15 protein-coding genes are annotated in these 24,088 nt (G+C 40.3%); 7 read left to right on the forward strand and 8 right to left on the reverse strand.

What is annotated here, in order from left to right:
* Nucleotides 1–773: 773 nt before the first annotated feature.
* Nucleotides 774–1,517: a hypothetical protein gene (locus ACFSR6_RS17985; RefSeq protein ID WP_379081408.1), complete on the reverse strand. Its 744-nt coding sequence runs from the start codon at nucleotides 1,515–1,517 to the stop codon at nucleotides 774–776.
* Between the two features lie 417 nt (nucleotides 1,518–1,934).
* Between ACFSR6_RS17985 and ACFSR6_RS17990 the strand changes: the two genes are divergently transcribed.
* The 5 genes from ACFSR6_RS17990 to ACFSR6_RS18010 all read left to right on the forward strand — a co-directional run bounded on the left by ACFSR6_RS17990 (nucleotide 1,935) and on the right by ACFSR6_RS18010 (nucleotide 8,711).
* Nucleotides 1,935–3,776 carry a DUF262 domain-containing protein gene (locus ACFSR6_RS17990; RefSeq protein WP_379081410.1) on the forward strand — a complete coding sequence of 614 codons (1,842 nt, stop codon included), beginning with the start codon at nucleotides 1,935–1,937 and terminating at the stop codon, nucleotides 3,774–3,776.
* Nucleotides 3,777–4,312: 536 nt separating this feature from the next.
* On the forward strand, nucleotides 4,313–4,621 hold the full coding sequence (locus ACFSR6_RS17995; RefSeq protein ID WP_379081412.1) for a helix-turn-helix domain-containing protein: 309 nt from the start codon (nucleotides 4,313–4,315) through the stop codon (nucleotides 4,619–4,621).
* A gap of 22 nt (nucleotides 4,622–4,643) precedes the next feature.
* Complete coding sequence (locus tag ACFSR6_RS18000; RefSeq protein ID WP_379081414.1) at nucleotides 4,644–7,148, forward strand: DNA cytosine methyltransferase; 2,505 nt, start codon at nucleotides 4,644–4,646, stop codon at nucleotides 7,146–7,148.
* Nucleotides 7,149–8,324 (forward strand): hypothetical protein, encoded by a 1,176-nt coding sequence (locus ACFSR6_RS18005; RefSeq protein ID WP_379081416.1) that lies wholly within the window; start codon nucleotides 7,149–7,151, stop codon nucleotides 8,322–8,324.
* Between the two features lie 39 nt (nucleotides 8,325–8,363).
* On the forward strand, nucleotides 8,364–8,711 hold the full coding sequence (locus tag ACFSR6_RS18010) for a hypothetical protein (protein WP_379081418.1): 348 nt from the start codon (nucleotides 8,364–8,366) through the stop codon (nucleotides 8,709–8,711).
* 259 nt (nucleotides 8,712–8,970) lie between these two features.
* Here the strand turns inward: ACFSR6_RS18010 and ACFSR6_RS18015 are convergent, their stop codons facing one another.
* Entirely contained in the window at nucleotides 8,971–9,195 is a 225-nt protein-coding gene (locus tag ACFSR6_RS18015; RefSeq protein WP_379081420.1) for a helix-turn-helix domain-containing protein, read from the reverse strand.
* Nucleotides 9,196–9,516: 321 nt separating this feature from the next.
* Between ACFSR6_RS18015 and ACFSR6_RS18020 the strand changes: the two genes are divergently transcribed.
* The gene (locus ACFSR6_RS18020; RefSeq protein ID WP_379081422.1) at nucleotides 9,517–10,821 is read left to right on the forward strand and encodes a hypothetical protein; all 1,305 of its coding nucleotides are present in this window, start codon (nucleotides 9,517–9,519) and stop codon (nucleotides 10,819–10,821) included.
* Nucleotides 10,822–11,239: 418 nt separating this feature from the next.
* Here the strand turns inward: ACFSR6_RS18020 and ACFSR6_RS18025 are convergent, their stop codons facing one another.
* From ACFSR6_RS18025 to ACFSR6_RS18050, 6 genes are all read right to left on the reverse strand, one after another.
* Nucleotides 11,240–11,422 carry a hypothetical protein gene (locus ACFSR6_RS18025; protein WP_379081424.1) on the reverse strand — a complete coding sequence of 61 codons (183 nt, stop codon included), beginning with the start codon at nucleotides 11,420–11,422 and terminating at the stop codon, nucleotides 11,240–11,242.
* Nucleotides 11,423–11,473: 51 nt separating this feature from the next.
* A complete protein-coding gene (gene nhaA / locus ACFSR6_RS18030) occupies nucleotides 11,474–12,631 on the reverse strand; it encodes a Na+/H+ antiporter NhaA (protein ID WP_379081426.1) in 1,158 nt (385 codons plus the stop codon).
* A gap of 890 nt (nucleotides 12,632–13,521) precedes the next feature.
* On the reverse strand, nucleotides 13,522–13,815 hold the full coding sequence (locus ACFSR6_RS18035) for a hypothetical protein (protein WP_379081428.1): 294 nt from the start codon (nucleotides 13,813–13,815) through the stop codon (nucleotides 13,522–13,524).
* 280 nt (nucleotides 13,816–14,095) lie between these two features.
* Complete coding sequence (locus ACFSR6_RS18040; RefSeq protein WP_379081431.1) at nucleotides 14,096–15,016, reverse strand: PorP/SprF family type IX secretion system membrane protein; 921 nt, start codon at nucleotides 15,014–15,016, stop codon at nucleotides 14,096–14,098.
* Nucleotides 15,017–15,024: 8 nt separating this feature from the next.
* Entirely contained in the window at nucleotides 15,025–20,796 is a 5,772-nt protein-coding gene (locus tag ACFSR6_RS18045; protein ID WP_379081433.1) for a T9SS type B sorting domain-containing protein, read from the reverse strand.
* A 662-nt stretch (nucleotides 20,797–21,458) separates the two neighbouring features.
* Nucleotides 21,459–22,079, reverse strand: a complete 621-nt coding sequence (locus ACFSR6_RS18050) for an L-threonylcarbamoyladenylate synthase (protein WP_379081436.1) — start codon at nucleotides 22,077–22,079, stop codon at nucleotides 21,459–21,461.
* An 82-nt stretch (nucleotides 22,080–22,161) separates the two neighbouring features.
* Between ACFSR6_RS18050 and ACFSR6_RS18055 the strand changes: the two genes are divergently transcribed.
* On the forward strand, nucleotides 22,162–23,823 hold the full coding sequence (locus ACFSR6_RS18055; protein ID WP_379081438.1) for an FMN-binding glutamate synthase family protein: 1,662 nt from the start codon (nucleotides 22,162–22,164) through the stop codon (nucleotides 23,821–23,823).
* Nucleotides 23,824–24,088: the final 265 nt, after the last annotated feature.

The following is a 24,088-nucleotide window of genomic DNA, read 5'->3' on the forward strand; positions in this document are numbered from 1 at the left end:
AATTAATGCCGTTAGAAACAAAATAGCATTGAGAATTGCTGCAGTTATTAAAAATCAAGTCAGCTATAAAAATAACTATAATATAGCTGCGTAAAATTTGTTTTTATCATAACAATCATTTCGACTGAAGCGCAGCGAAACGGAGAAATCTGTTTCATAAAAGTCAGCACGCAATTTTTTATGTTTTTTCCTGCAAAAATCTGCGGGGCCAGTCAGCAGGGTGCTTATAGCATGATGCCTGTGATAGTTGTTTAACCAATAAATCCGTCATTCCCGCGCAGGCGGGAATCTTAATGCGTAGCTCAGAGTTGCAGTCGGCAGTTCAGACATTGCAGTAGGCAGTTCGGATGTTGCAATCGATAGTTCAGACTTTGCAGTAGGCAGTTCAGGTTTTTTAGTCGGTAGTTCAGGTGTTGCAGTTGATAGTTCAGGCGTTGCGGTCGACAGTTCAGAGGTTACAGTCGTTAGTTCAGGTTTTGCGGTCGTTAGTTCAGAGGTTGCAGTCGTTAGTTCAGGCTTTGCAGTCGACAGTTCAGACTTTGCAGTTGGCAGTTCAGAATTTTAAGTCGATAGTTCAAGCTTTTCAGTCGACAGTTCAGGTGTTGCAGGAGGTAGTTTAGCGGTTATCGTAGAGGGTTGAGGAGATGCAATGTGCCGTTTGCGGTTCAGCATTGCCTAAAAGGAGAAACAGTAACCCGTTTAGGTGCCTGTTATGTTGGAATGAGGGAATAAATTAGGGATGATTTTTTTGAGGGTATTATATTATGGGGTTGTTAGTTCAGCATTCGAAATGGAATGCCCGAAATCTGTTTGTATTGGGGGCTGGTTGAGCCGAAAACAGATTTTACATAGTTTTTCACATCCTGAGCCAGGGCAACTATGCCTGTTTCTGCATGGTACAAGGTATTATTGCGGTTAAGGCGTAAGGTGCTTAACTGCGAGTTGTTGGCCACCACATCGCGGTTTTTCTGCAATAAATCGTTATATAAACCGGTAAGCGTAGCCAACTGCAAATCTACCTCGTTAGGTACATATTGTGGTATAGTGGCTAAAAGTTTAATCTGCTTGTCGAGTGTATCGAGCAGGTTATCGTAACTCTGTTGCGAGGCCGAAATCTGGTTAACCACTGTCCCGTCGGCGGCCAGGCTATTCTTTTCTTCGGCTGTTAGTTTGGCCGTTGCCCTTTGCCCCTGTATTTTGCGGTGGTGGCTTACGGCATTATCTAATACCTGTTGGGGTACACTGTTTGCTTTAACGGCGCTCAGCACTCGGGTACTCAACTTTTTCAATGGGGTAAATGCCAGATCGCGCAGGGCTACGGCATTACTGTTTTTAGCGGCTGCATCGTGTACTTGCTCGTTAACGGTTTTGGCTGCGGTGGCTTTCTCGGTTAAACTGTTTAACTGAATGTTTACATTGCTGGGGTTGTACACCGCACCGTAACCGGTTACATAGCTGATGAGGGTTTCGAAATTGGCTACGTTTTTGGCGTGCCCAGTTTCATTTGTTTTAGACATAACTTGTAGTTTTAAAAAGTAAATAAAAATTTATTAATTGGTTGTAATATAGTATTATTTATTTTACAACTAAAAAGATAGGTTGATTTTTTTGGGGAGGAGGTACGGGAAACCGTAGGGGATAGTGAATTGAATAGTGGATGTTTGAGCGAGTTATTAGTCAAAATCGAATTTTATGTATGGTTAAAAGTAGGCAAGGATCAATAATCAAAAAAGTTAAGGTTAAGTAGTTTTAATGTTACTAAATTAAGCCAAAATTTATCGTTTATAGGAGTACTATTAAAGCGAAACGACTTCAAGGAAAGAATTTAAAAATCTTAATTACATCTTTTAAAATACAAGTTTAATGTGATGAAAAATTATACTATAATTGTTAATATTATTTACTTTAATGCATTCAAATTGACACTCTAAAAAATGGAAATTTCACCAGACAAGCAAAACATAGACCGTGTATTCTCAAATACAACTTATTACATAGATTTCTATCAAAGACAATATAAATGGAATCAAGAACCTGTAGAACGTTTACTTGAAGATGTTTTTTACAGATTTAATGAAGAATTCAAACTTTATGAGAATTCGGATATCCCTCTTGAACAATTAATTTCCAAGTATGGATGGTACTATCTTAACACATATGTAACCAACTTAGTTGATGGCAAAATATATATCGTTGATGGGCAACAAAGATTAACTACAATTACATTAATATTAATTAAACTTAAACAGCAAGCAGAAGGGTATAGTTCGGTATTAACAGACTGGATAAAAAACAAGATTACAGGTCATTCTGGATTTAAAAAAGAATTTTGGATGAATCATGAAAATCACAAGCCTTGTATGCAAGGTTTACTTGACGGGTTACCTTATGATAAAATAGATGTATCTACCGGAATTACTGCTCAAAACATGTTGGCTAACTTCCAAGTCATTTCAAAATGGTTAGATAAAGAACTTTTAGATAAGGATAAGTTCGAAACGTTTGTGTTCTTTTTTCTAAACAGATTGGTACTAATAAATCTAAATGTTGATCAAACAGATGTGCCGATGGTATTTGAAGTTATTAACGATAGGGGGGTAAAACTTAAGCCATATGAAATACTTAAAGGTAAATTACTTGGTCAGATAGATAAAGATGAATTAAAAGTACTAGAATTAAATGAAGTATGGGAGCACCAAGTAATTAAGGTAAATTCATATTGGGAAGATGAAATTGACGAATTCTTCACATATTTCTTAAAAGCAAAATTGGCAGATACGCGGGCAGTTGCCCAAAAATTCGATAATGAATACCATAGAGTAATGTTTGAAGACGAATATGATAAGGTCTTAAAATTAAAACATAATGAAAAAGGAGTTAAGAGCTTTTTAGTTAATGATTTTGTCTATTACACTAATCTTTATTCAAGAATTTACGAGAGTATTCGTGTTTACAATGAAGCACAATGTTATATATATTTTAATAGCTTAACTGATATGAATACTCAGTTCTTACTTATTTTATCTGCATGTAAGATAAATGATAGTGACGAAGATGAGAAGATTAGAATAATTAGTAGGTCATTAGATAGAATGTTCTGCCTCCTTCAATTGCAGAGAAGTTATAATAGTAATCTTTTTGCTGTAGAAATTTACAAATTAAGCAGTAAAATTAGAGAAAAAAGCATACCCGAAATATTAAAAGCTTTCGACGATAGTTTATTGCAATTGTTAAGTGATGCAAGGGGAATACAGGTCGAAAACGTATTTAACTATAGCTTTTTTAAGGAAACGGGGATTGAATTAGACAAAAGATTTAAAAGATACTTTTTTGCTAGAATTGAGAAATTTATTGCTGATAATACGAATATGAATATGAAGCACAGTTTATACGATTTGGTCCAAAATACTGGATGGAAAAACGGATTTCACATAGAGCATATTCTGTCATATAATGATGATAACTATCAGTTATTTAATAATGATGAAGAGTTATTTGAAAGGGAAAGAAATAGACTAGGGGGATTGTTACTTCTTAAAGGTGCCGACAATATTTCAAGTAATAATGAATCTTACAAGAAAAAGCTAAAATCTTATTCAAATACACTATACTGGAATGAAACATTGAGGGAAGATAGTTATAAATCGAAATTGGATTTTACGAATATGATAAAGAAGTATGCGCTTACTTTTAGACCTATAGATGTTTTTGGTCCTGAAGAATTAGAGGAACGACATAAATTACTTTTTGAAATGGTAAAAATAATATGGAATTAACGATAGTTTTTAGTTATGTAATTTCAATTAATTAACATTTCCTATCCACTTTCACTTCGTCACTTAAAGGGTGTCTACCGGCTGTCATAGACACCCATAATTTAATTTGTTGTTTTATCGCCTTTTACAACGCTTGAAAGTATTAGTCTATTTACACCTAAAATGTACCTGATAGTCTTGTATGATACTTTTTTTCTCTTAGTTCTTCATTCCTAAAGTCTTCACCATTTAATTTGGTAACGGTAGATTTGTAGCCTTTTGAACAGAGAATACATACTTATCTTTTTAAATTCTTAGACTTCTTTAGTTCTTTTGGATATTGCTTTTCAATTTTAATATGACAGATGATAATTAACGAAGATGAAATACTCAAGATTTTTTAGATGAAGAAATTGGGAATAATAAGTCTGGAAAATTATTTTTATGTATAAAATGTTTAAGGTTAATATGTTATATTTTTTTAAAATAAGATAGTTTGTTTGCTAATTTTTTTAGTTAATTTTGTCAAATATTGACAAGTTTAAAATCACAAATTAATGAAAATAACATTTGGCGAATATATCCGGCATTTAAGAACGAACAAAGGTTTAACTTTGGCTGAACTGGCAGCTCTTCTTAAACTTGATTCTGCAAATTTGAGTAAAATTGAAAATGGAAAGCGAGAATTCGACGAAAAACGGCTGGATAAATTATCTGCTGCTTTTAATCTTGATCTTAACAATCTGAAAACGGAGTATTTTGGTGACCAATTTGCAAAAAAAATGCATCGCTATAATTGCTCATCTGAAACACTTATTGTTGCTGAAGAAAAAATGAACTATTTGAAAAGTATGAATCTTAAATAAGCTGAAATAAAGTTATAAAACTATGAACAAACCATTGACATATATAAGTTTATTCAGCAGTGCAGGAGTTGGTTGTTATGGCTTTAAACAAAACGGTTTTGAGTGCATTGCAACAAATGAGATTCTTCCGAGAAGACTAAAAATTCAGTTGTTTAATAATAAATGCAAGTATGATACAGGTTATTTGGACGGAGATATCTCAACAAAAGAAATTAAAAATAAGCTTTTTGCCGAAATAAATAGATGGCGAACCGAACATAAGATATCTGAGCCAGATGTAATTATTGCTACTCCACCTTGCCAAGGAATGTCTGTCGCTAATCATAAGAAGAACCAAGAACTTGTAAGAAATTCTCTGGTAGTTGAATCTATAAAAATTACTAAGGAAGTCAATCCAAAGTTTTTTGTTTTTGAAAATGTAAGATCGTTTTTGAATACAACTTGTACAGATGTTGATGGAACGGAAAAAACAATTAAAGATGCCATAAATTTAAATTTAGGTGGACATTATAACATCCTTTTCAAGGTTGTAAACTTTAAAGATTATGGTTCTCATTCAAGTAGAACAAGAACCTTAGTTATAGGGGTTAGAAAAAATTTAAATAATGTAAGCCCTTACGATATTTTTCCTCAAAAAAATAATCCGAAAACATTAAGAAAGCTATTTGCAGAATTAGAGCCACTTAATGAAATGGGGGATATCTCGATTTCAGATATTTTTCATTCATACCGAAAATATGATGTAAAAATGCTTCCTTGGATCGAAAATTTAAAAGAAGGGGAATCTGCATTTGAAAATATAGAGCCGGCAAGAATACCTCACCAAATTATAGATGGAAAAGTTGTTTTTAATGAGAGTAAAAACGGAGATAAGTATGCTCGTTGGTATTGGGATAGAGAGGGACCTTGTGTACATACAAGAAATGATATCTTATCAAGTCAAAATACTATTCATCCTTCCGAAAATAGGGTTTTTAGCATTAGGGAGCTAATGCTTATGATGAGTATTCCTGAAAATTTTCGATGGACAAATCAATCAACTGAAAAGTTAAATAATATTAATGTTCTTGAAAAGAAGATGTTCTTGAAAAAAGAAGAGCTTAATATTAGGCATTGTATTGGCGAAGCTGTGCCGACTGGTGTCTTTGGAAACATCGCAAAGAGAATAAAACAGGTTCTTAATGAAAAAGTACTTACGGCAACTGAAATAAATAACATTATTAAGAAAAAAGAATTAAATAATATAGAAAATTTAATTTCTTTCATTAATTCTGAATTTAAGAAAATTGGTCTTGAAAACATCTATCAAATCGCGGAATACTCAAATTCAAGTCGTCAGGAGAACTCAGCATTTTTTACAAGGAAAGATATTGCATTTTCTACTGTAAAAGATTTACCAGATCTAAAAGCAAAAAGAAAGATTCGGATTTTAGAACCATCTGTAGGCATTGGTAACTTTATTCCTTTACTGATTGAAAAATACGAAGATAAAGAAGAAGTGATTTTTGATCTTGTTGATATAGATAGTAATTCTTTCATTATCCTGAAGAATATTTTGGATAAAATGAAATTACCTAAAAAATTTAAATTTAATTTTATTAATGCTGATTTTCTTACTTACAAATTCAATGAGAAATATGATGTTGTCGTTGGAAACCCACCTTACAAAAAGTTAGCAAACAACCAGGAACTTTTATCAAAATACAAAGTTAATTCAAGGAATAATGAAACAAACAACTTGTTTGCATTCTTCATTGAAAGGGCAATTTCTTTAGGTAATTTTGTTTCATTGATTGTCCCAAAGAGCCTTATAAATTCACCAGAATTTAATGTTACCAGAGAGATTTTAAAAGAACAAAATCTTTTGAAGATATGTGATTATGGTGAAAAAGGATTTAAAGGCGTAAAAATTGAGACTATTAGTTTCTTGCTAGAGACTTCATCAAAAAAACATTCGGAAACGATCCAGATAGAAAGTTATATAACCGCGACTATGGAAGAAAAGTCGAAAAATTATTTATTTTCTGATAAATTTCCATATTGGCTGATATACAGGAATCGGGAATTCGATCAAATTTCTGAAAAGCTCCAGTTTGACATTTTTCAGAGTTTTAGAGATAGACAAATAACAAAACAAATTACTAGAGACAGTGGTAAATACAGAGTATTAAAATCTAGGAATATTGGAAATAATCAGATATTGGAATTAGAAAATTACGATTGTTATATTGATGATATGGAAAAGTTAGCTGTGGCTAAATTTCTTAATCGTGAAGATGTTGTAATGATTCCAAACCTGACCTACTACCCAAGAGCCAGTTTTTTACCTGAAAATACAATTACTGATGGTTCAGTTGCTTTACTAACTTTGAAAAATGGAAGTAGACTTCCAACCAAAATAGACTTGGATTACTACAGTTCAAAAGAGTTTGAAAAATTCTATCGAATAGCACGTAACTACGGTACTCGTTCCTTAAATATTGATAATAATTCAGTTTTCTTTTTTGGGCTTTTAAAAGGAATATAAATGAGAGAAAAGATCAAAGAATTTTTTTTACAATTCGATTTTGATATCAGAAAATCAAAGGATGCTCGATTCGTAGATCAGAAATGTACACCTGATATTGTATGTTTTATGGCTGATTGTGTTCTAAACATGATAGCCACAAATCCAACTTTTGCTATAAACGATATTTGGGAAACCCAATATTTTATTCAAAACAGTAGGGTTATTTTTAATAAGCCCTGGGCAAATGACAAAAAAGCCTATAATGAATACAATAAAGTTCTTTCACAACCACTAAAGCTCTTAGCATATGCACGTATATTAAATGTGGAAAAAATTAAAGGCACTCTAATTTTTTCTGTAAATAACGAAGATTTATTAGAGTATATATCAATAAAGGATAGGTATGCATATAATTTTCTTTATTGCTATTTTAAAAAAGTTCTTGAAGACAGCGGTTTCCTAAAATATTTAGAACTTTATAAAGGTGATTATGCTAATGGATTGAATGAAGCACGTTCGAATCTTTATGAGAAATATTTCCATCTGATTTCTGGAAATACACCTACCCAATCCAGACTTGATATTCAAAGAATGTTTCATAAAATTATAAATGTATATGCTGTTGAACATAATATTCCGGGTAGCAATGGCAAATTTTCAGCGACATATTCTGAAATGATGTATAACAAAAAGAACTGGCGTGACATTTATAAGGAAAAATCAATAACAAGGAAAGAATTACTAGATACAAAAGGGGATGAGGAGAAACAAGAAATAATAAATGCATATTATGTACAAAAAGCAATTAAACTAATACGTAAAATTCATAAAGAAAGTGAAGTTAAAGATCAATGGGGAGTTGGTGAGGCAACACAGGTACATCACATTTTTTCACGTGCAGAATTCCCCGAGTTAGCACATTATATAGAAAACTTGATCTTATTGACAGCTACCCAGCATAATACAAAAGCACATCCTAGTAATAAAACTCAACAAATAAATAAAGATTATCAATTAACTTGTTTACTTGCAAAATCGGATAGCATTGAATCTTCTTTAAATAGAGGTGAGTTTGTTTATAGAAAAGAATCATTTATTACTGTGATAAACAAAGGATTATCCAAAGCAATGGAATATAACTTGGATTTCAAAACAATAAAGAAAGAATTAATTAAAATTTATAATCAAAACTAAAAAAATATGTTTAAATCAACGTTCGGAAAACGAAAACAAATGAAATTTGTATCACCTGAGCAGTATTATGAAACTTTAGGTTTTATTGCAAAGTCAGATGGTTCATTTGAAATTTATCGTGAGGATAACCAAAACCAGGGAGCATGGTCTCATGAAGTGAGAATGAATTGTTATAGCAATCTTCAAAAATTTCCTGCTCCTCTTAAAAATAAATTTACCAAGGGAAGAGGTAAAAAAGTAAAGCATAGAATAAATTGTAATGAATTTTTTGAAGATTTAGTGAATAACCATGGTTTTAGTCTTTCCCAAATTCAAAATTTAGTTCAAATCAGGGCGACAATTCCTCAACAATATCATGTTGATTTTGATAGAGGGTACAATTTATAATTTACTAATTTATCGAAATCTAAATTTTTGATCAAAAACCAAAAAGCCCAATCGTTGCTGATTGGGCTTTTACTTTTATAGTTATTTCTTGAATATTCTATTCGCAATTTTAAAACTATATAGATGCTCGCTTAAGCTATTTCTACGGTTTTTAATTGAGATAAAATAATTCAACAAGCCAATAAGCATTGTTGATGAGATTCCTATAATATAAAATAGATCTTTTGTCTCAATCATTTTATCAAATACATTAAAATTCCTAGAAATCCAATAATTCTTTTGGGGGTATTCCTAATCCTTTTGCTATTTCTAAAAGCGTTGTAAACGTGAAATCTTTATTTCCATTCTCTATATTACTTAGGTTTCCTTTCGTCAAGTCACAATTTGCCACTACCTGATCCTGGCTTAAATCTAGTTTCTCTCTAATTGTCCTTAAGTTCTGTCCAAATTTTTGTAAACGTTTTCTATCTCTTTCTTCATTCATTCGATAAATACACTAAAATAAAATACATTTTTTGTTATAAGATCTTGTAACAAAAGAAATAAGTTGCTATATTTAGGGTATTATAATTAGGTATTAATAAAAGTCTTGTGGTTGCATCTCTGACCCCGCTAACGCAAGACAGCAGATTAATGCCCATATCTATGCGTAGATGTATATATTTGTACATCGAAATAGATGTGGGACTGCTGTAAATCCATGTTAGCGTAAGGGGTCAGAGCTTTATTGTAACCATGGTCGGCAGTCCCACATTTATTATTTAGGGACTTTGCTGCCCAACAAGACTCGTAAAACCATACGAGTATGATGACAAAATCCATTACCATTGCAGGAAAACCGTTTTCGCGGTTTTATCAACTGCCTTTAGAAAAGGGGAGCAGGGTGTTAAGGTTAGCGGTGCTGGATCAGGTTGCTAGCGGATGGCACAGCATATTCAGTGTAGGCAAAAAGCCTGAGCCCTTGGCCATCACATCGCTTTCTTTTGATCAGGGTTTGTTAATTGTTCATGTTAAATCAGAAGGGGAAGAGGCAAGGGTTTACATCGCAGTAGAATACGATCATCTGTTGGTGAGCTGTAGCGTTGATACGGATGAAAGCTACCTGGGGCATTATGCTTACCTTACTTTGCGCGCCATGATGCGGAGTGGTTACTGCGATTTTCAGGAATATTACTGGCCGGCATGTTTTGCTTTGGGTAACAAGCGGTCGGGCTATCTAGATGTAGTTAAAAAACCTGGCGGTTTTACCATTGCCTTAAAGAAAAAGTTTATCGGTTTATTTAGGCCTGGTGATGATTTGCCGGATGTTACGGAACGCACGGTAATACCACGCGAAAGGCTTTCGGGTAAGCAGGTTACGGCACGCCTGGCACCGGTGAGCATTGGCTATTGTTTCGCCAATACCGATCTGCAGCATTTCCACAGCAACCATTATCCTTTTTTAGTTCCTTACGTTTTTGCGGCCACGGCTTACCTTAAAACGGTAAAATCTTTTAAACGTTTCGTGTTTAACCCGCATGATGTGGATGGCATAAGCCTCTCGCCACAACAGGAGGAGCTGAACAGCATTTGCTTCGCTATGAAACCGCTGACGGCTATACGCTTTAGTGCCAATAGTCACCAGTCCGAAACCGCGGCTAAAACCAATGCGGTTAATGAGGCCAACCAGCTCGCCCTTTTTAAGTTATGGAATAAAGCTTTACCGCTATTAATGCAGCAACGTTTTGCCCATTACTTTTATACTTATGGCCTGCGCAATGTTACGGGCAAACCGGTAATGCGCGATATGAAACTGGTTGAATTTGCGATGGAGGTGCCTGTTTTAAGTTTCGTGTTAAAAGATGAGGGCGATTATTACGAACTGCAGCTTAAGCTTAGAGTAAAAGGTAAATTGCTGCAGCTAAATACGGATCAGCCTGGGCTTTTTTTAGTTTGCGAAAGATCTAAACCGTATTTGTGGTATTTGCTTGAGGCTGAAATGGATTATAAACTGGTATGGTTTTTTAGCCGGGTAAATTTTAGGGTACAGGTACCGAAAGGGTATTACAGGGAGTTTTTTGAGGGCTTTGTAGAGGGGGTGGAGAGGTGGTATGAGGTGAAGAGGGGGTAAAGGGGTGTTACTAATATGGTCGTCATCCGATAGCTATCGGATCCCGCGCAGGCGGGAATCTTAAAGCGTTTGCTATTATCTGCCCTGGGCACAGGCTTGCCTCGGCTCACCGCCGCCGAGGGGCTCTTACCTTTTTCTTGATAAAAAGGTAACCAAAAATCAAGGCTTGCATCCTTCCTTGTAAAAAGCTACGGAAATCTTTATTGCGGCAGCATCGAGGCTCTTACCTTGGCTTTGTCCCAACACGCTCGCTTTGATCCTGCCTTGGGCTGTGGGGTATGAAGGGGGAGTGTAAAGATATCCGTGCTTTTTCCGGCGGAAATCTGCGAGGCCGATAGCAAGGTGCAGATCGCGCGGAGCATAAGGATAGTTTCTAGTATGGTCGTCATCCGATGACTGCAAACATGAAGCACAAAACTCACTGCGTTGAGGTTTGGAAGTGCTGGTTGTGCTGGTCTGCAACTGTTTTTCCGATTTCTCTGGCCCTTGGGATTGACGGTCGTACTTCGGTTAAGCTTGTGGGGTGGTGAAAGGTTATTGGCGCAGTGCCTAAAGAACCAATGTGTTTGAAGTATGGTAATGCAATTTGACTTATCTTCATGGACGGAAAGAGCCCTGTAGCCCTCTGTGCCTTTCTTTGTGCACTCTGTGGTTAACCCTTAACTTTCATCACCCTCAGAAACACATACCCCAGCACCCCCGATAACACCGATGCCGTTAAAATCGCAAACTTTGCTTCTGCAATATGCGTGGCTTCGTTAAAAGAAAGCAGGGCAATAAAAATAGACATGGTAAAGCCGATACCGGCGAGCATGCCCAAACCTAACAGGTGTTTCCAGCCTGCCCCGGTGGGTAATTCGGCCCATTTCAGTTTTACGGCCAGCCAGCTAAAAAGGCTAACCCCAATGGTTTTACCTGCAAACAAACCGATGATAATGCCCAGGCCTAAAGGCGAAACCAGCCCTGTAAGCATTTCTTTTTGGAAAGTGATATTGGTATTGGCCAGGGCGAAAACGGGCATAATGAGGTAATTAACAGGTGTGGTTAAAGCGTGTTCCAGCTTTTCTAAAGGCGATTCGATATCGGTTTCGTTGGTAGGAATGGTAAAAGCCAGTAACACCCCTGCAATGGTGGCATGGATGCCCGAATGGTGGATGCAATACCAGAGCAACACACCGGGGATGAGGTAAAAGACGAGCCGCTTTACGCCGAAATAATTCAGGAGGCCGAGCAGTAGCAAAATGCCTGCAGCCATGGCCAGGTATTCGAAATGGATCTGGCTGGTGTAGAAAATGGCAATGACTAAAATGGCCCCTAAATCGTCGACAATGGCCAGTGCGGCCAGGAAAATTTTTAAACTGGGCGGTACGTTTTTACCGAGCATGGCCATAATGGCCAGAGCAAAGGCAATATCGGTAGCCATGGGGATGCCCCAGCCACCGGCAGTTTCCGTGCCTTTATTCAACAGGCTATAAATTACAGCAGGTACCAGCATGCCACCAAGGGCGGCAATTACGGGTAAGGCTGCGCTTTTAACCGAAGAAAGCTCGCCTTCTATGAGTTCGCGTTTGATTTCGAGGCCTACCAGTAAAAAGAAGATGGCCATCAGGGCATCGTTAATCCAGGCTAAAATGCTGTAGTTAACCGGGCCAAAGCCTACCTGGGTTTCGAGGAACCGGATAAAGCTGTCTTTAGCACTGGTGTTGGCAATGAGGAGCGAAATGGCTACGCAGATTAAGAGGAGTACGCCACCGGTTTGCTCGGTACGGAAAAATCTTTTGAATATTTCGAGGTTGATGGTTTTGGCCATAGGGTAAAAGTAGTGAAAATGGAGAGGATAAAGGAAGGTTTGGTGCGATTTTGGCCAATCTGTTATTCTTGCGTAGCGAGGATTTTGATACTTTGGTTGGTGTTGTTTAAGTATTGCTGTCATCATGAGGGACGAAGGATCTTTTTATTGAAAGATTCTTCACTGCGTTCAGCATGACAATGTAGGTTTTGGTCCTAGGCTCTGCCTTGCCTCGGTTAGCCACCGCCGAAGGGCTCTTTCTTTTTTCAGTGGTCGTTTATGCTTTTATCGGTCTTCAAGCTTGCTTCGCAGGTTGGCTTGATCCAAAAGTAACAAACCTGAGCGTAGCGAAAGCATGCCTACCTTAAACAACAATAATAAACAAGGCATAACTGAAAGGCTTGGATCGTTTTTTATGTGATAATGTTGTTTTTATAGGTATAAAAGATTGCTGCGCAATTCTTGTAAAAACCTACGGAAATCTTTATTGCGGCAGCATCGAGGCGCTTACCCTGGTTTTGCCCAACGCTCCCGCTTTGATCCCGCCTTGGGCTGTGGTGTTGTAACTGGGAAGTGCAAAGATTTCCGTGCTTTTTCCGGCGAAAATCTCCTAGGCCGGATAGCATGATGCCGATAGCATGTTGCATATTGCAGGGTGCAGTAATTTGTCTTTAGGCCTTTCCCTTTGAGGGGAACGGTGCCGATAGGCGGATAGGGGTTTAAGGCGCTCGCTATTCTTTGCCTCATTATTTTCTGTCATCCTGAGGAACGAAGGATCTTTTTATTGAAAGATTCTTTACTGCGTTCAGCATGCCATTAAAGGTTTTCTTCCCCCTGGCTCGGGCTTGCCTCGGTTAGCCACCGAAGGGCTCTTTCTTTTTTTCAGTGGTCGTTTATACTTTCATGGGGCTTCAAGCTTGCTTCGCAGGTCTCTTGATAGAAAAGAAACAAAACCTGAGCGTAGCGAAAGCATGCCCGCCGATGAAAACAACAACAAAGAGGGCGTAAATCAAGGCTTGGATCCTTCGCGCTGTCTTGCTTCGGCTCACCGCCGCCGAGGGGCTCTTTCTTTTTGGCATCAAAAAGAAACAAAACCGAGGCATTGCCGAGCTCATTAATACAAATGAAAACAATAAGAAAATCATTAATACAATGCCGGCTGAAAATTTATTCATCTGTTTTTTGTAGCCTTCAGCAGCATTCATGAGGGCTACGCCGTTTTCTTTTGAAGTCAGTTGTTCGGCCAGAACTGTGCAGCCCGAAAAATTTGTTAGGCCGGTTTTAAGTAGAACGGGGATACTGTGCTATGGCCTAGCAATACGGAAATGCATAATGCCGCAATCTGCTCATTAATAGACACTGTAAAATAACGTCAATGGTAGCGCAGCGAAGGATGACAAAACAACAAAGCCGCAGATCTTTCGACCTACGGCTTTTTTTAATCGTCATTCTGAACTTGTTTCAGAAGCTGTGCAGCCTGGTGCCTTAAGGTTTCCTGCCGATGTTTACGCGTACATTCACTTCGAAATCGCCGCCGGTATAACCGCTGATGGCCGAAGTAGCTGTGTTGTAATAGGCCATAAAATACAAGGTAGATTTATAGTTCATGCCCAGGCCCACGGTTGCATTTTGAGTATTGTGGTACATGGCCATCAGGTACAGCTTATCGTTGGCAAAATTGGCGTTTAAGCCGGCATCCCACAAGTTCTTGTAGTTTTTAATGCCCCTGAACACACCTTTCGGCTCCAGGCTAACGGCATCCATACCCGAGCCCAGGTTAAATTTATAACTCACCGCCGAGTAAAAGGTCGGTTTATCGGCAAAGTTTAAATCATCTTTCCGGAATACGGAGCGCATATTGGGCACGGCACCTTCTATGCTCAGGTTTTTCGAGGTGTATGATACCCCGAAATCGCCATCGAGGTAGTAACCCCTGTCGTTAAAGCGGGCAATAGAAGGGTCGTTGATGTCGCTGTTTTTTACACTGCTTAAATCGAGCCTGTCCTGGCTGGCGCCGAAAGAGATCCCGAAGTTCAGCTGTTGGTCGTTATTGCTCAGGGGCAGGTGATAGGCAAAGGTACCCACGGCTTTGGTGCGCTGGATACCGCCCGATTTTTCGTTGTAGAAATTTACACCCCAGCCCACTTTGTTTACCTGCTGATCGAGCGTAACGCTTTGCGTAAGCGGCGCGCCTGGAATGTTAGACCACTGCTTGCGGAAACTGCCGTTGATGTTAAAGCCTTCGTTAATACCGGCCATAGAGGGGTTAACCAGGTAGCGGTTCTGGAAATACTGTGCATTTAAAGGCAGAAGCTGTGCCTTTGCGCTTTGAAATAAGGATAATCCTGCTGCAAATAGAAACGTTACGCGACTTATTTGCTTTATGTTTTTAATGATTGCTTTCATGTCTGTAATTAGTCTCTAATGATGTTGATAAAACCTTTAAAAGTACCGGTGCCTGTTCCCAGGTCGATAATGTAGTAATAGGTGCCTTCGGCCAGCGGACTACCATTTATGGTGCCATCCCAATCGTTGGCATAAATGTGTTTGGTGTATAGGATACGTCCGGTTTTATCAAAAATTTTCAGCGTATTATTCGGGTAATAGTCGATGTTTTTGATGATGAACTTATCGTTATAACCGTCGCCGTTAGGCGTAACTACGGTACTGGCTTCGAGTTTAAAATCTTCAATTACAGTGATGGCAATGCTTTGCTCACTTACGCAACCACTGGCATTGGTTACGGTTACTTTATAGGTGCCGCTCTGTTTTGGCCTGATGGTTACCGCTGCGCTGGCTTGCCCGCTAACGATTTCGGCACCCGACCAGTTGTATTGCGTACCACCGGTTGCGGTTAAAACAAGGGCTTCGCCTTTTGAAATGGAAAGTCCTTTATTGCTGCTGATGGAAACTACTGGTAAAGCATTTACGGTTACGGTGGCTGTGCCGGTCTGTGCCTGGCTGGCATAGCTATCGGCTACACTAACCAAAGTATAGGCAAAGCTTCCGGTTGTACCGGTTGGTACACTTACGGTTACCGTATTTGAACCCGTACTGGTGCTTACTGTACGGTTGCTGCCACCGTTAAGGGTGTAAGTGAAGGTGTATGGGCCTGTGCCTGCCGAGCCGGTAAAGGTAATGTTTGGCGACGGACCAAAGTTACATACGGCAGTACTACCCGCTATTGTGGCTACAGGTAAAGGACGGATAATTACAGTTGCCGAACCGGTTTGGGCCTGACCACAGTTTACATCGGCCACGCTCACCAGGTTGTACACAAAAGTACCTACCGCATTGGTCGGAGCTGCTACTGTTGCCGTATTTCCTGTAGATGTTACAGTACGGTTGCTGCCACCGTTAATGTTATAGGTAAAAGTGTAAGGCGCTGTGCCGTTTGCACCCGTAAAGGTAATGTTAGGTGCCGCAGCTAAATTAGGTACCGCGGTAGAACCGGATATGGTTGCGGTAGCAAGTGCCCTGACGGTAATAACGGCAGTTCCGGATTGGTTTTGACCTGCATTTACATCAGATACACTGATGAGGTTGTAGTTAAAAGTTCCGGCAAGGTTTGATGGTGCAGTTACCGTAGCGGTTGTATTGGTGCCTGTGGTGCTAACCGTTTGGTTTGCCCCGCCGTTAATGTTGTAAGTAAACACATAGGGGCCGGTACCATTGCCTCCTGTAAAAGTAACTGTTGGTGCAGTACCGTTTAAGCATAGCGCAGTAGTGCCAGAAATGCTGGCCACAGGGATAGGGTTAATTTTAACAGTGGTAGAAACGTTCTGTACCTGTGTACTGTAAGCATCGGTTATGCTGGTAACGGTATAAACAAAAGTACCCACAGTATTGGTTGGTACACTAAGTGTTGCCGTAGCGGTTGCCGATGTTAAGGTTTGAGGTGCAGCACCGTTAATGTTATAGGTAAAGGTAAAAGGAGCGTTGCCCGCTGTTGCGGTAAAAGTAATGACCGGCGATGTGGCATTGGCCGGAACAGAAATATTACCGCTTAAAGCAGCAGCAGGTTTAGCATAAATGCGAAGGTTGGCCGGATTGTAACTGATGGTATAATTGCTGCTTAAAGCCAATGTTCCCTGTTGGATGGCATAATCGCCGGCCGTTTCGCCCGCCACACGCGTTAAAGTGCCGGTAAAGGCATCTGTACCTAACAGCGCAGGAGTAGAAGCATAACTTAATGCAGGATCTGCAGTGCCCTCAACCTTGGTCTTGGCATCAGCAGTTACCGTAATCACTTTAGGGGCAATAGTTAACACCTGTTGTTTGGCTACTGCCGGATTAAAGAAAGTGTCGCCCGGTTGATTGGCCGTAATGGTTACCGTACCTGCTTTTACAATATGGATATCGTTATTGATGATGGTTGCAATATTGGTATCGCTGCTGGTGTAGGTAATATTGATGGTGGTATTGTCGCTGGTGGCACCTGCTGCCAGATCAGGATCGCCATAGGTTGCGGTACGTGTTGAGGCAAAAGTAATGTTCTGGTCTTTTTTAACGGTTGCGTCATCTCTGGTATACCAGATAGGAGAAGTAATGATTCTGCTTCCATCTGCTTCTACAATATCAGCATAATAATAACCCGTGGCCAGGTTGGCCAAGGCATTATCGGTATAGGTTAAACTTGCTGTTGCACTATTGGTTAATTCTACCGGATTAATACCGCTGCCTGGTGTACCATATAAAATTTTAATACTGGTTACAGGACTGGTGGTAATTGAACTTACATTTATCTGCGGTGCGCCTGCAGTTTTGAATATGCTGCCAACGGGTTGATTGTTAATGGTAAAAACAATTTTAGCTGCCGAATCTTGTGAGGCGTAAAAGCGCATCTTTTTAATGGCATCCAATAAATCGTTCTCGGTAAGGGCAGGGGCCAAGACCACCAGCCTCGAACGGGTGTGCTTGCCAAAGGTCATGTTGTGGTTATCATGATCGATGCTGGCGCCGAGGTGGTATCCTTTTGCCAGCATTCGGTTGTAATAACTTAAATAACTCATTGAGCTGGCAGGATCGGAATAGGTAACATTCGTCGAAAATGCAGGACCGCTTTCCAGGGCTGCACCTACAATGGCGCTGTCGGCACTTAAATCGTAAGTGGCCGAGATATTGTTAAAGTCTGTGGTGTTAGGGTGGGCCAAGGTAGCTACGGCATTTAAACCATGGCGGTTAATGATCCTGAACAAACCTGCCGGACCTGTATAAGTGCTTTTTGGTACATAAATCTGGTTTTCGCCGGGCTCCCAGCCGATTAATGAATCAATGCCGTATACAATTACGTGTCCGCCACCGCTGATTACGCCCCATTCCATACCATGCATAGCTACGAAAGTAGAAGTAGTGGCATTTTTGGCTGCAATAATACCGGGTTGCCAGTTGGCCAATGACATGCCGGCCTGGGTATGGTTATGCTCTGATATACCCAGGAAATCGAGGTTCATGGCTGTTTTGGCGAAAGCATAGTCATCTTCTGGCTTTTTGGTTAAATCGTCTTTATTCCCGTCTGAATAGCTACTGTGGCTATGCAGGTTGCCATAATAGAAATTCAGTTTATTTACATCAAGGATACCCGTTTTAAAGTTTCCTAAAAGGGGCTGCGCAGTTAAATATAAAGGGCCACCGCTACATGCACTGTTTACCGCATAGGTGAAAAAGTAATAGTTGGTGTTTTGCGTTAAGCCATTTCTGACAAATGAAGTTCCTGTTCCCCTTTTTACTACAATACCACCGCCCAGCATATCGCCAACGTTATAAACGGTTTGGTTAACCGGTGCTGCGGTTAAGGTGTTGGTGGTGCTCATTACAACAAGATATTCGTCGGCTGCGCTTGCGGCTGTGAAAGAAGCCTGAATAAAGTTGTAGTTAGAAGAAGTAATGGTAAATCCGGTAGGCTGTGCGGTTGGAGTGGCACAAGGCAGCAGGGTTTTGGTGGTTTGTGAGGCCGTTAAAATATTGGTGGTTAAATATTTTGGTCCGCCTGTACAAGAAAGGTTGTTTAATGGAACAATAAAATAATTGTAGGTGGTAGAACTGTTTAAATTGTTATCGGTAAAGGCATTACTTACAATTTTATTAATTACGGTACCGCCACCCAGAGGAGTACCAATGGCATAGGCAGTGCCATCAACAGGCAGGGCGCTTAAGGTGTTGTTTAAGCTTCTGATAATGAGGTATTCGTTGGCATCGGCCGATTTGGTAAAGCTGGCGCTAATGCTGCCGGTAGTTACTGCACTAAAGGTTAAAGCCGTTGCAGGGCTGGTTGGCGCGGCACAGGCAGGTAAGTTGGGTGGGAAATGTACGCCCAATCTGTTGGCATCGTCATCGTCAATGGCATTCTGAACCGTAGCCAGGGGTGTCCTGGTCCAATCGTTATCTATGTAGGCAGGGCTTGGTGCAGTTACATTCAAACTCCTTACATAAGAAACATCTTTGGCGTTAACGCCCTGTCCAAAAGCATCGATAATATTGTTATTGGCATCTAAGAGGGCTACACCGTCATTACCATTAAAGTTGATTACGGTATTGCTGTTTAAAATGGCACTGGCAGGGGTTAAATAAGGAACTTCGGTACCATTACCCGTATTGCCCAAAAGTACTGATCCATGGGCAGGGATGATAAAGTTTAAATTCACTGTTTGCGAAGGTGCGCCTGTGATGTTGATGTTGCCGGCATCGCCAGAAATATTGTATAAAGCTAATTTTAGCTGTGGTGAAGCGGTATTGATTGGGGCATTGCTCAGGTTGGTCAGTTCAATCCATTTATTTACAGAAGAGCCTTCATAATATTGACTGATGATTACAGGTGCGCTCACCAAAGGAGGGTTGGCGGTGCTGGCATCAATGGCGGCAACCGTGCTTTGTAAATTGGCGGCATTATCCTGGGCAACTACATATAAGGTATAAGCCGTACCTGTGCTCAATCCTGTTATCGAAGCACCCGCATCGGTATTGGCGGTATTAACAAAGGAGCCTGATTTTAGGGCTGGAGCTCCCGTTCCATCCTGTGCGGCTTTCACCTGTGCTGGGGTTGGAGCGGTGCCCCCTGAAAGGGCCAGAACATAATAGGTGGTACCTGCCTCGTTAATGTTGTTTACAAAATCAACTGAAGTGGTGGTAACCGTTGTTGTTTTAGGGTAGGTAGTGGCCGTTACCGGTGGGGTAACATCTGCCAAACCCAGTGTTGTTACATTAAGCTGGGCTACAGTTGTTTGTAAATTAGGCGTGGTAGCAGCATCTTCTGCCACCACATAAACTGCATAATTTGTAGTTGCAGTTAAGCCGGTAATTGATGCACTAATATCTGTATTGGCTGCATTGGTCAAGGTGCCAGATTTAATGGCTGCGATACCGCTTCCGTTCAAGCCAGCTTTTACCTGTGCAGGTGTTGGTGCCGGACTGCCTGATGTGGTAACCACGTAATAAGTTTTACCCGGCTCATCGATATTATGGGTAAGGCTAAATGAAGTTGAGGTAATATTTGATGTTTTTGGGTATGAGGCTGTATTTACTGGCGGGGTATTGTCTGTGCCAGAAATTGCAGATCCAGAAATCACGACATCATCTATACTAAATGTACCGCCGGCAGCCTCGGCATTATAACCATAAAAACGGAAAGTTGTTGCTGTAGAAATGTTGGTAAAACCTGTTAAGGTAATGGTACTGCCCACCTCGGCAGCTGTTGCAGCATCCACAACCTGAAATATATTTCCTGTTACTACCTGGAGATCTGCATTAGCAGGAGATACGGAGGCTGGTAAGTTAGCTGCATAGCTATCTTTGCTCGATCGTACACTATACTGCCTGATTCCGGTTCCTGAACGCTGCAGGGTAAATTTAATCCCGGTAATGTTTAGGGTGTAACCTGCAACGGGCGTAATGGTTACTTCGTAATACTTGGTTAAATCTATTGTGCCGGTAAAAACATCACTGGCATTGGTTGCCCCCGTAGGCTGATTGGTGAAAGAAAACCTTCCGGTTGCGTTAGGGTTTGCAGAAACAGCCCCATTAGCTGTAAAAGAACCAAAGGTTAATCCTGTTGCAGTTGGAACCGCAGTGGGGTCGGTTTTACCTGTGCTGGTAGAAACGCCACTAAAATTGTAGGTTCCGTTAAAACTTTGGGCAAATAACGAAGTTACCAAAAGCATTGTAAAACATAATAGTAAAAGTTTTTTCATATAAGTTTGTTAGGGATATGAAAGGATGATGAATAGTTGAAGGGTAGTACATTGTTGGTATACTATATCCGGATAGTTTTCAGAATTGTTCTGAAAAGGACTAAGTTAATAAGAGTAAAGTTTTTACCATATTGGGCGAGATAAGGATTTAATGAAAGATCATATAAGTTTGTTAGTTTATAGCAAATGTATGTGCAAAAGCTTAATAGTCAGATTAATTTAGTGTTAATTCCACTGATTGTGGAAAAATAAATGTAATATGATGTAATTTTTGAGCTGGAAAGGCGTTTAGAGCCTTTCTTTTCCCTTAATCATTATGCTAAACCGTTTCAGTAGCCTTATTTTGTTTTACTATACAATAGGCCCTGAAATAAATTACCTTAGGTGAGCTCGGTTCAGGGTGAAGATTTTGGCGGCTTACGATTAAGAGGATAGTGTTAAATATTCCTCCTGACCCCTTTCTTTTTGGTGAAGTAACTTTTTGCGTCATGCTGTCCCGATTCATCGGGATCAGCATCTCTTTTTTGTGTTGATGTAAACCCCGGAGAGACCATGAAAATAAATCAGATAGTTACCGGGTCAGGGTAACAGCTTGAATATATTTCCCAGTTTTGCTGTGTTTTTCCAGAAATGACGGATTTCTCTGGGGGGTAAGCATACGGTTATAAAAACTCTGCAATATCGCCCTTACCTTCCCTAATCACTTCGAACTCGCCCTGGGTACAATCAATAACTGTAGAAGCCTCGTTATCTCCATAACCACCATCAATCACCAGGTCAACCAGGTCTTCATATTTTTCGTGGATCAGTTCAGGATCGGTCGAATATTCAATCACATCATCATCGTCTCTAATGGAGGTAGAAAGGATCGGGTTGCCCAGTTCTTTAACAATGCAGCGGGCAATGTTATTGTCGGGTACACGGATACCTACCGTTTTTTTATTAGAACTCAATAATTTGGGTACATTGTTGTTGGCATTAAAAATAAAGGTAAACGGACCTGGTAGGGCTTTTTTAAGCACCCTGAAAGTAGTATTGTCTATCGGTTTAATGTAATCTGATATATGCTTCAAGTCTTGGCAGATGAACGAAAAATTAGCTTTTTCGGGCTTTATGCCACGGATACGGCAAATTTTTTCAATGGCTTTCTGGTTGGTAATATCGCAGCCCAAACCATAAATCGTATCGGTTGGATAAATAATGAGGCCGCCTTTTTTCAGCACCTCTACAACCTGTTCGATGGCTTTTTCGTTGGGGTTTTCAGGATAAATCTTAATAAGCATAGCGTAAAAATAACAATTTAATGGTGTCAGTTGTTTAATAATCCTAATCTTTGTAACAACAAAACACCGCTAATCTGATTTTATGAGAAAAGCTTTCGTCGCAATCGCCGCATTTTTAGTCGCCCTAACCATTATGCTGGGGCTTTATCACCCGTTTTTATGGTGGACATTTATTTTTACCGGCCCCTTTGTGCTGCTTGGGATTTACGATTTGTATCAACCCAAACACAGTATTGTACGTAATTACCCCGTTTTTGGGCGTTTACGCTATTTTATGGAAGAGTTAAGGCCTAAGGTATACCAGTATTTTGTGGAGAGCGATACCAACGGAACGCCTTATAACCGCTTAAACCGCTCGCTCATTTACCAGCGTGCTAAAACCGATAACGATACCATTCCCTTCGGAACGCAGTTAAACGTGTACGAAAATGGTTACGAATGGTTAAGCCACAGTATTGCTGCTATTTCTCACCACGAGCTGAATTTAGATCCGCGGGTGCTGGTTGGCGGTCCGGATTGTAAAAAGCCTTATTCGGCCAGTATTTATAACATTTCGGCCATGAGCTTTGGTTCATTAAGCCAGAATGCCATCCTGGCGTTAAACGGAGGGGCCAAACTGGGTAATTTTGCACACAATACCGGCGAAGGGGGGATCAGCGATTACCACAGGCAGCCGGGTGGCGATTTAATATGGCAAATTGGTACCGGCTATTTTGGCTGCCGTAATGCCGATGGTACCTTTAATTACGATGCTTATGCCGAGCGCGCCCAGTCAGATCAGGTAAAAATGATCGAGATTAAGCTTTCGCAGGGTGCCAAGCCAGGCCATGGTGGCATGTTGCCGGCTAAAAAGGTAACGCCAGAGGTGGCGCGTATCCGTTTGGTGCCCGAAGGTAAAGATGTACTGTCGCCGCCGGCACACTCCGCTTTCAATACGCCAATAGGCCTGCTCGAATTTGTGAAAAAACTGCGCGATTTATCAGGCGGTAAGCCCGTTGGATTTAAGCTCTGCATCGGCCGTAAAAGCGAGTTTTATGCCATTTGCAAGGCAATGGTAGAAACAAAAATTTATCCCGATTTTATTACCGTTGATGGGGGCGAGGGCGGAACAGGTGCTGCGCCACAGGAATTTTCGAACTCAGTAGGGATGCCGCTGCGCGAAGGGGTGGCCTTTGTATATGATGTATTAAATGGCTTCGACCTGAAGAAACACATCAAAATTATTGCTTCAGGTAAAGTAGCTACCGGATTTGACCTGGTTAAAAATATAGCATTGGGCGCCGATATGTGTAATGCCGCCCGCGGAATGATGTTTGCCCTGGGCTGTATCCAGGCACTAGAGTGTAACAGCAATACCTGTCCAACGGGCGTGGCCACGCAAGATCCAAGCCTGATGAAAGGTTTGGTGGTAGAAGATAAAACCGTTCGTGTGAAAAACTTTCATAACCTTACCGTGGCCAGTGCGGTAGAATTACTGGGCGCTGCCGGATTAAGGGAGCCGCATCAGCTCAGCAGGGCGTATATCAACAGGCGTGTAAGCCCAAGTGTAATGCAGAGTTATTTGGAAACTTTCCCATATATCCCCGCAGGTAGCTTGCTGCAAACACCTTATCCAACCCGTTACGAACTGGGTATGGCCCTAAGTACTTCGCAAAGTTTTGCACCTACCGATTATAAGGTTTCGGCAGTTGATTATGCGCATGCCAATCCGTATGGAGATACCATGCATGATGATGGGCGATAACAGCCGGGGATAACTTACGAAGTTTAAAAAGAGGCTAAGCGTAGGTAGAACTTCGGAAGTCTGGCATATGGCAACTGATTAGTTTTTTGGAAAGCAGGGGCAGTGGTGCTTGGGTTTGGGTAGTCCTGCTTTTTGCTGCAAGTCCTCGCTGCGTGGACTGCCCCCAAAAAGTTGGACACTTTAATAGGAGCATTTTATGAGCAGAAAAATTAAGTATAGTCTGGAATTTAAACTGGCTATCATCGGTCAGGTCTTAAGTAGAGAG

This window comes from Pedobacter vanadiisoli, from assembly GCF_042684385.1.
GTDB lineage: Bacteria > Bacteroidota > Bacteroidia > Sphingobacteriales > Sphingobacteriaceae > Pedobacter > Pedobacter vanadiisoli.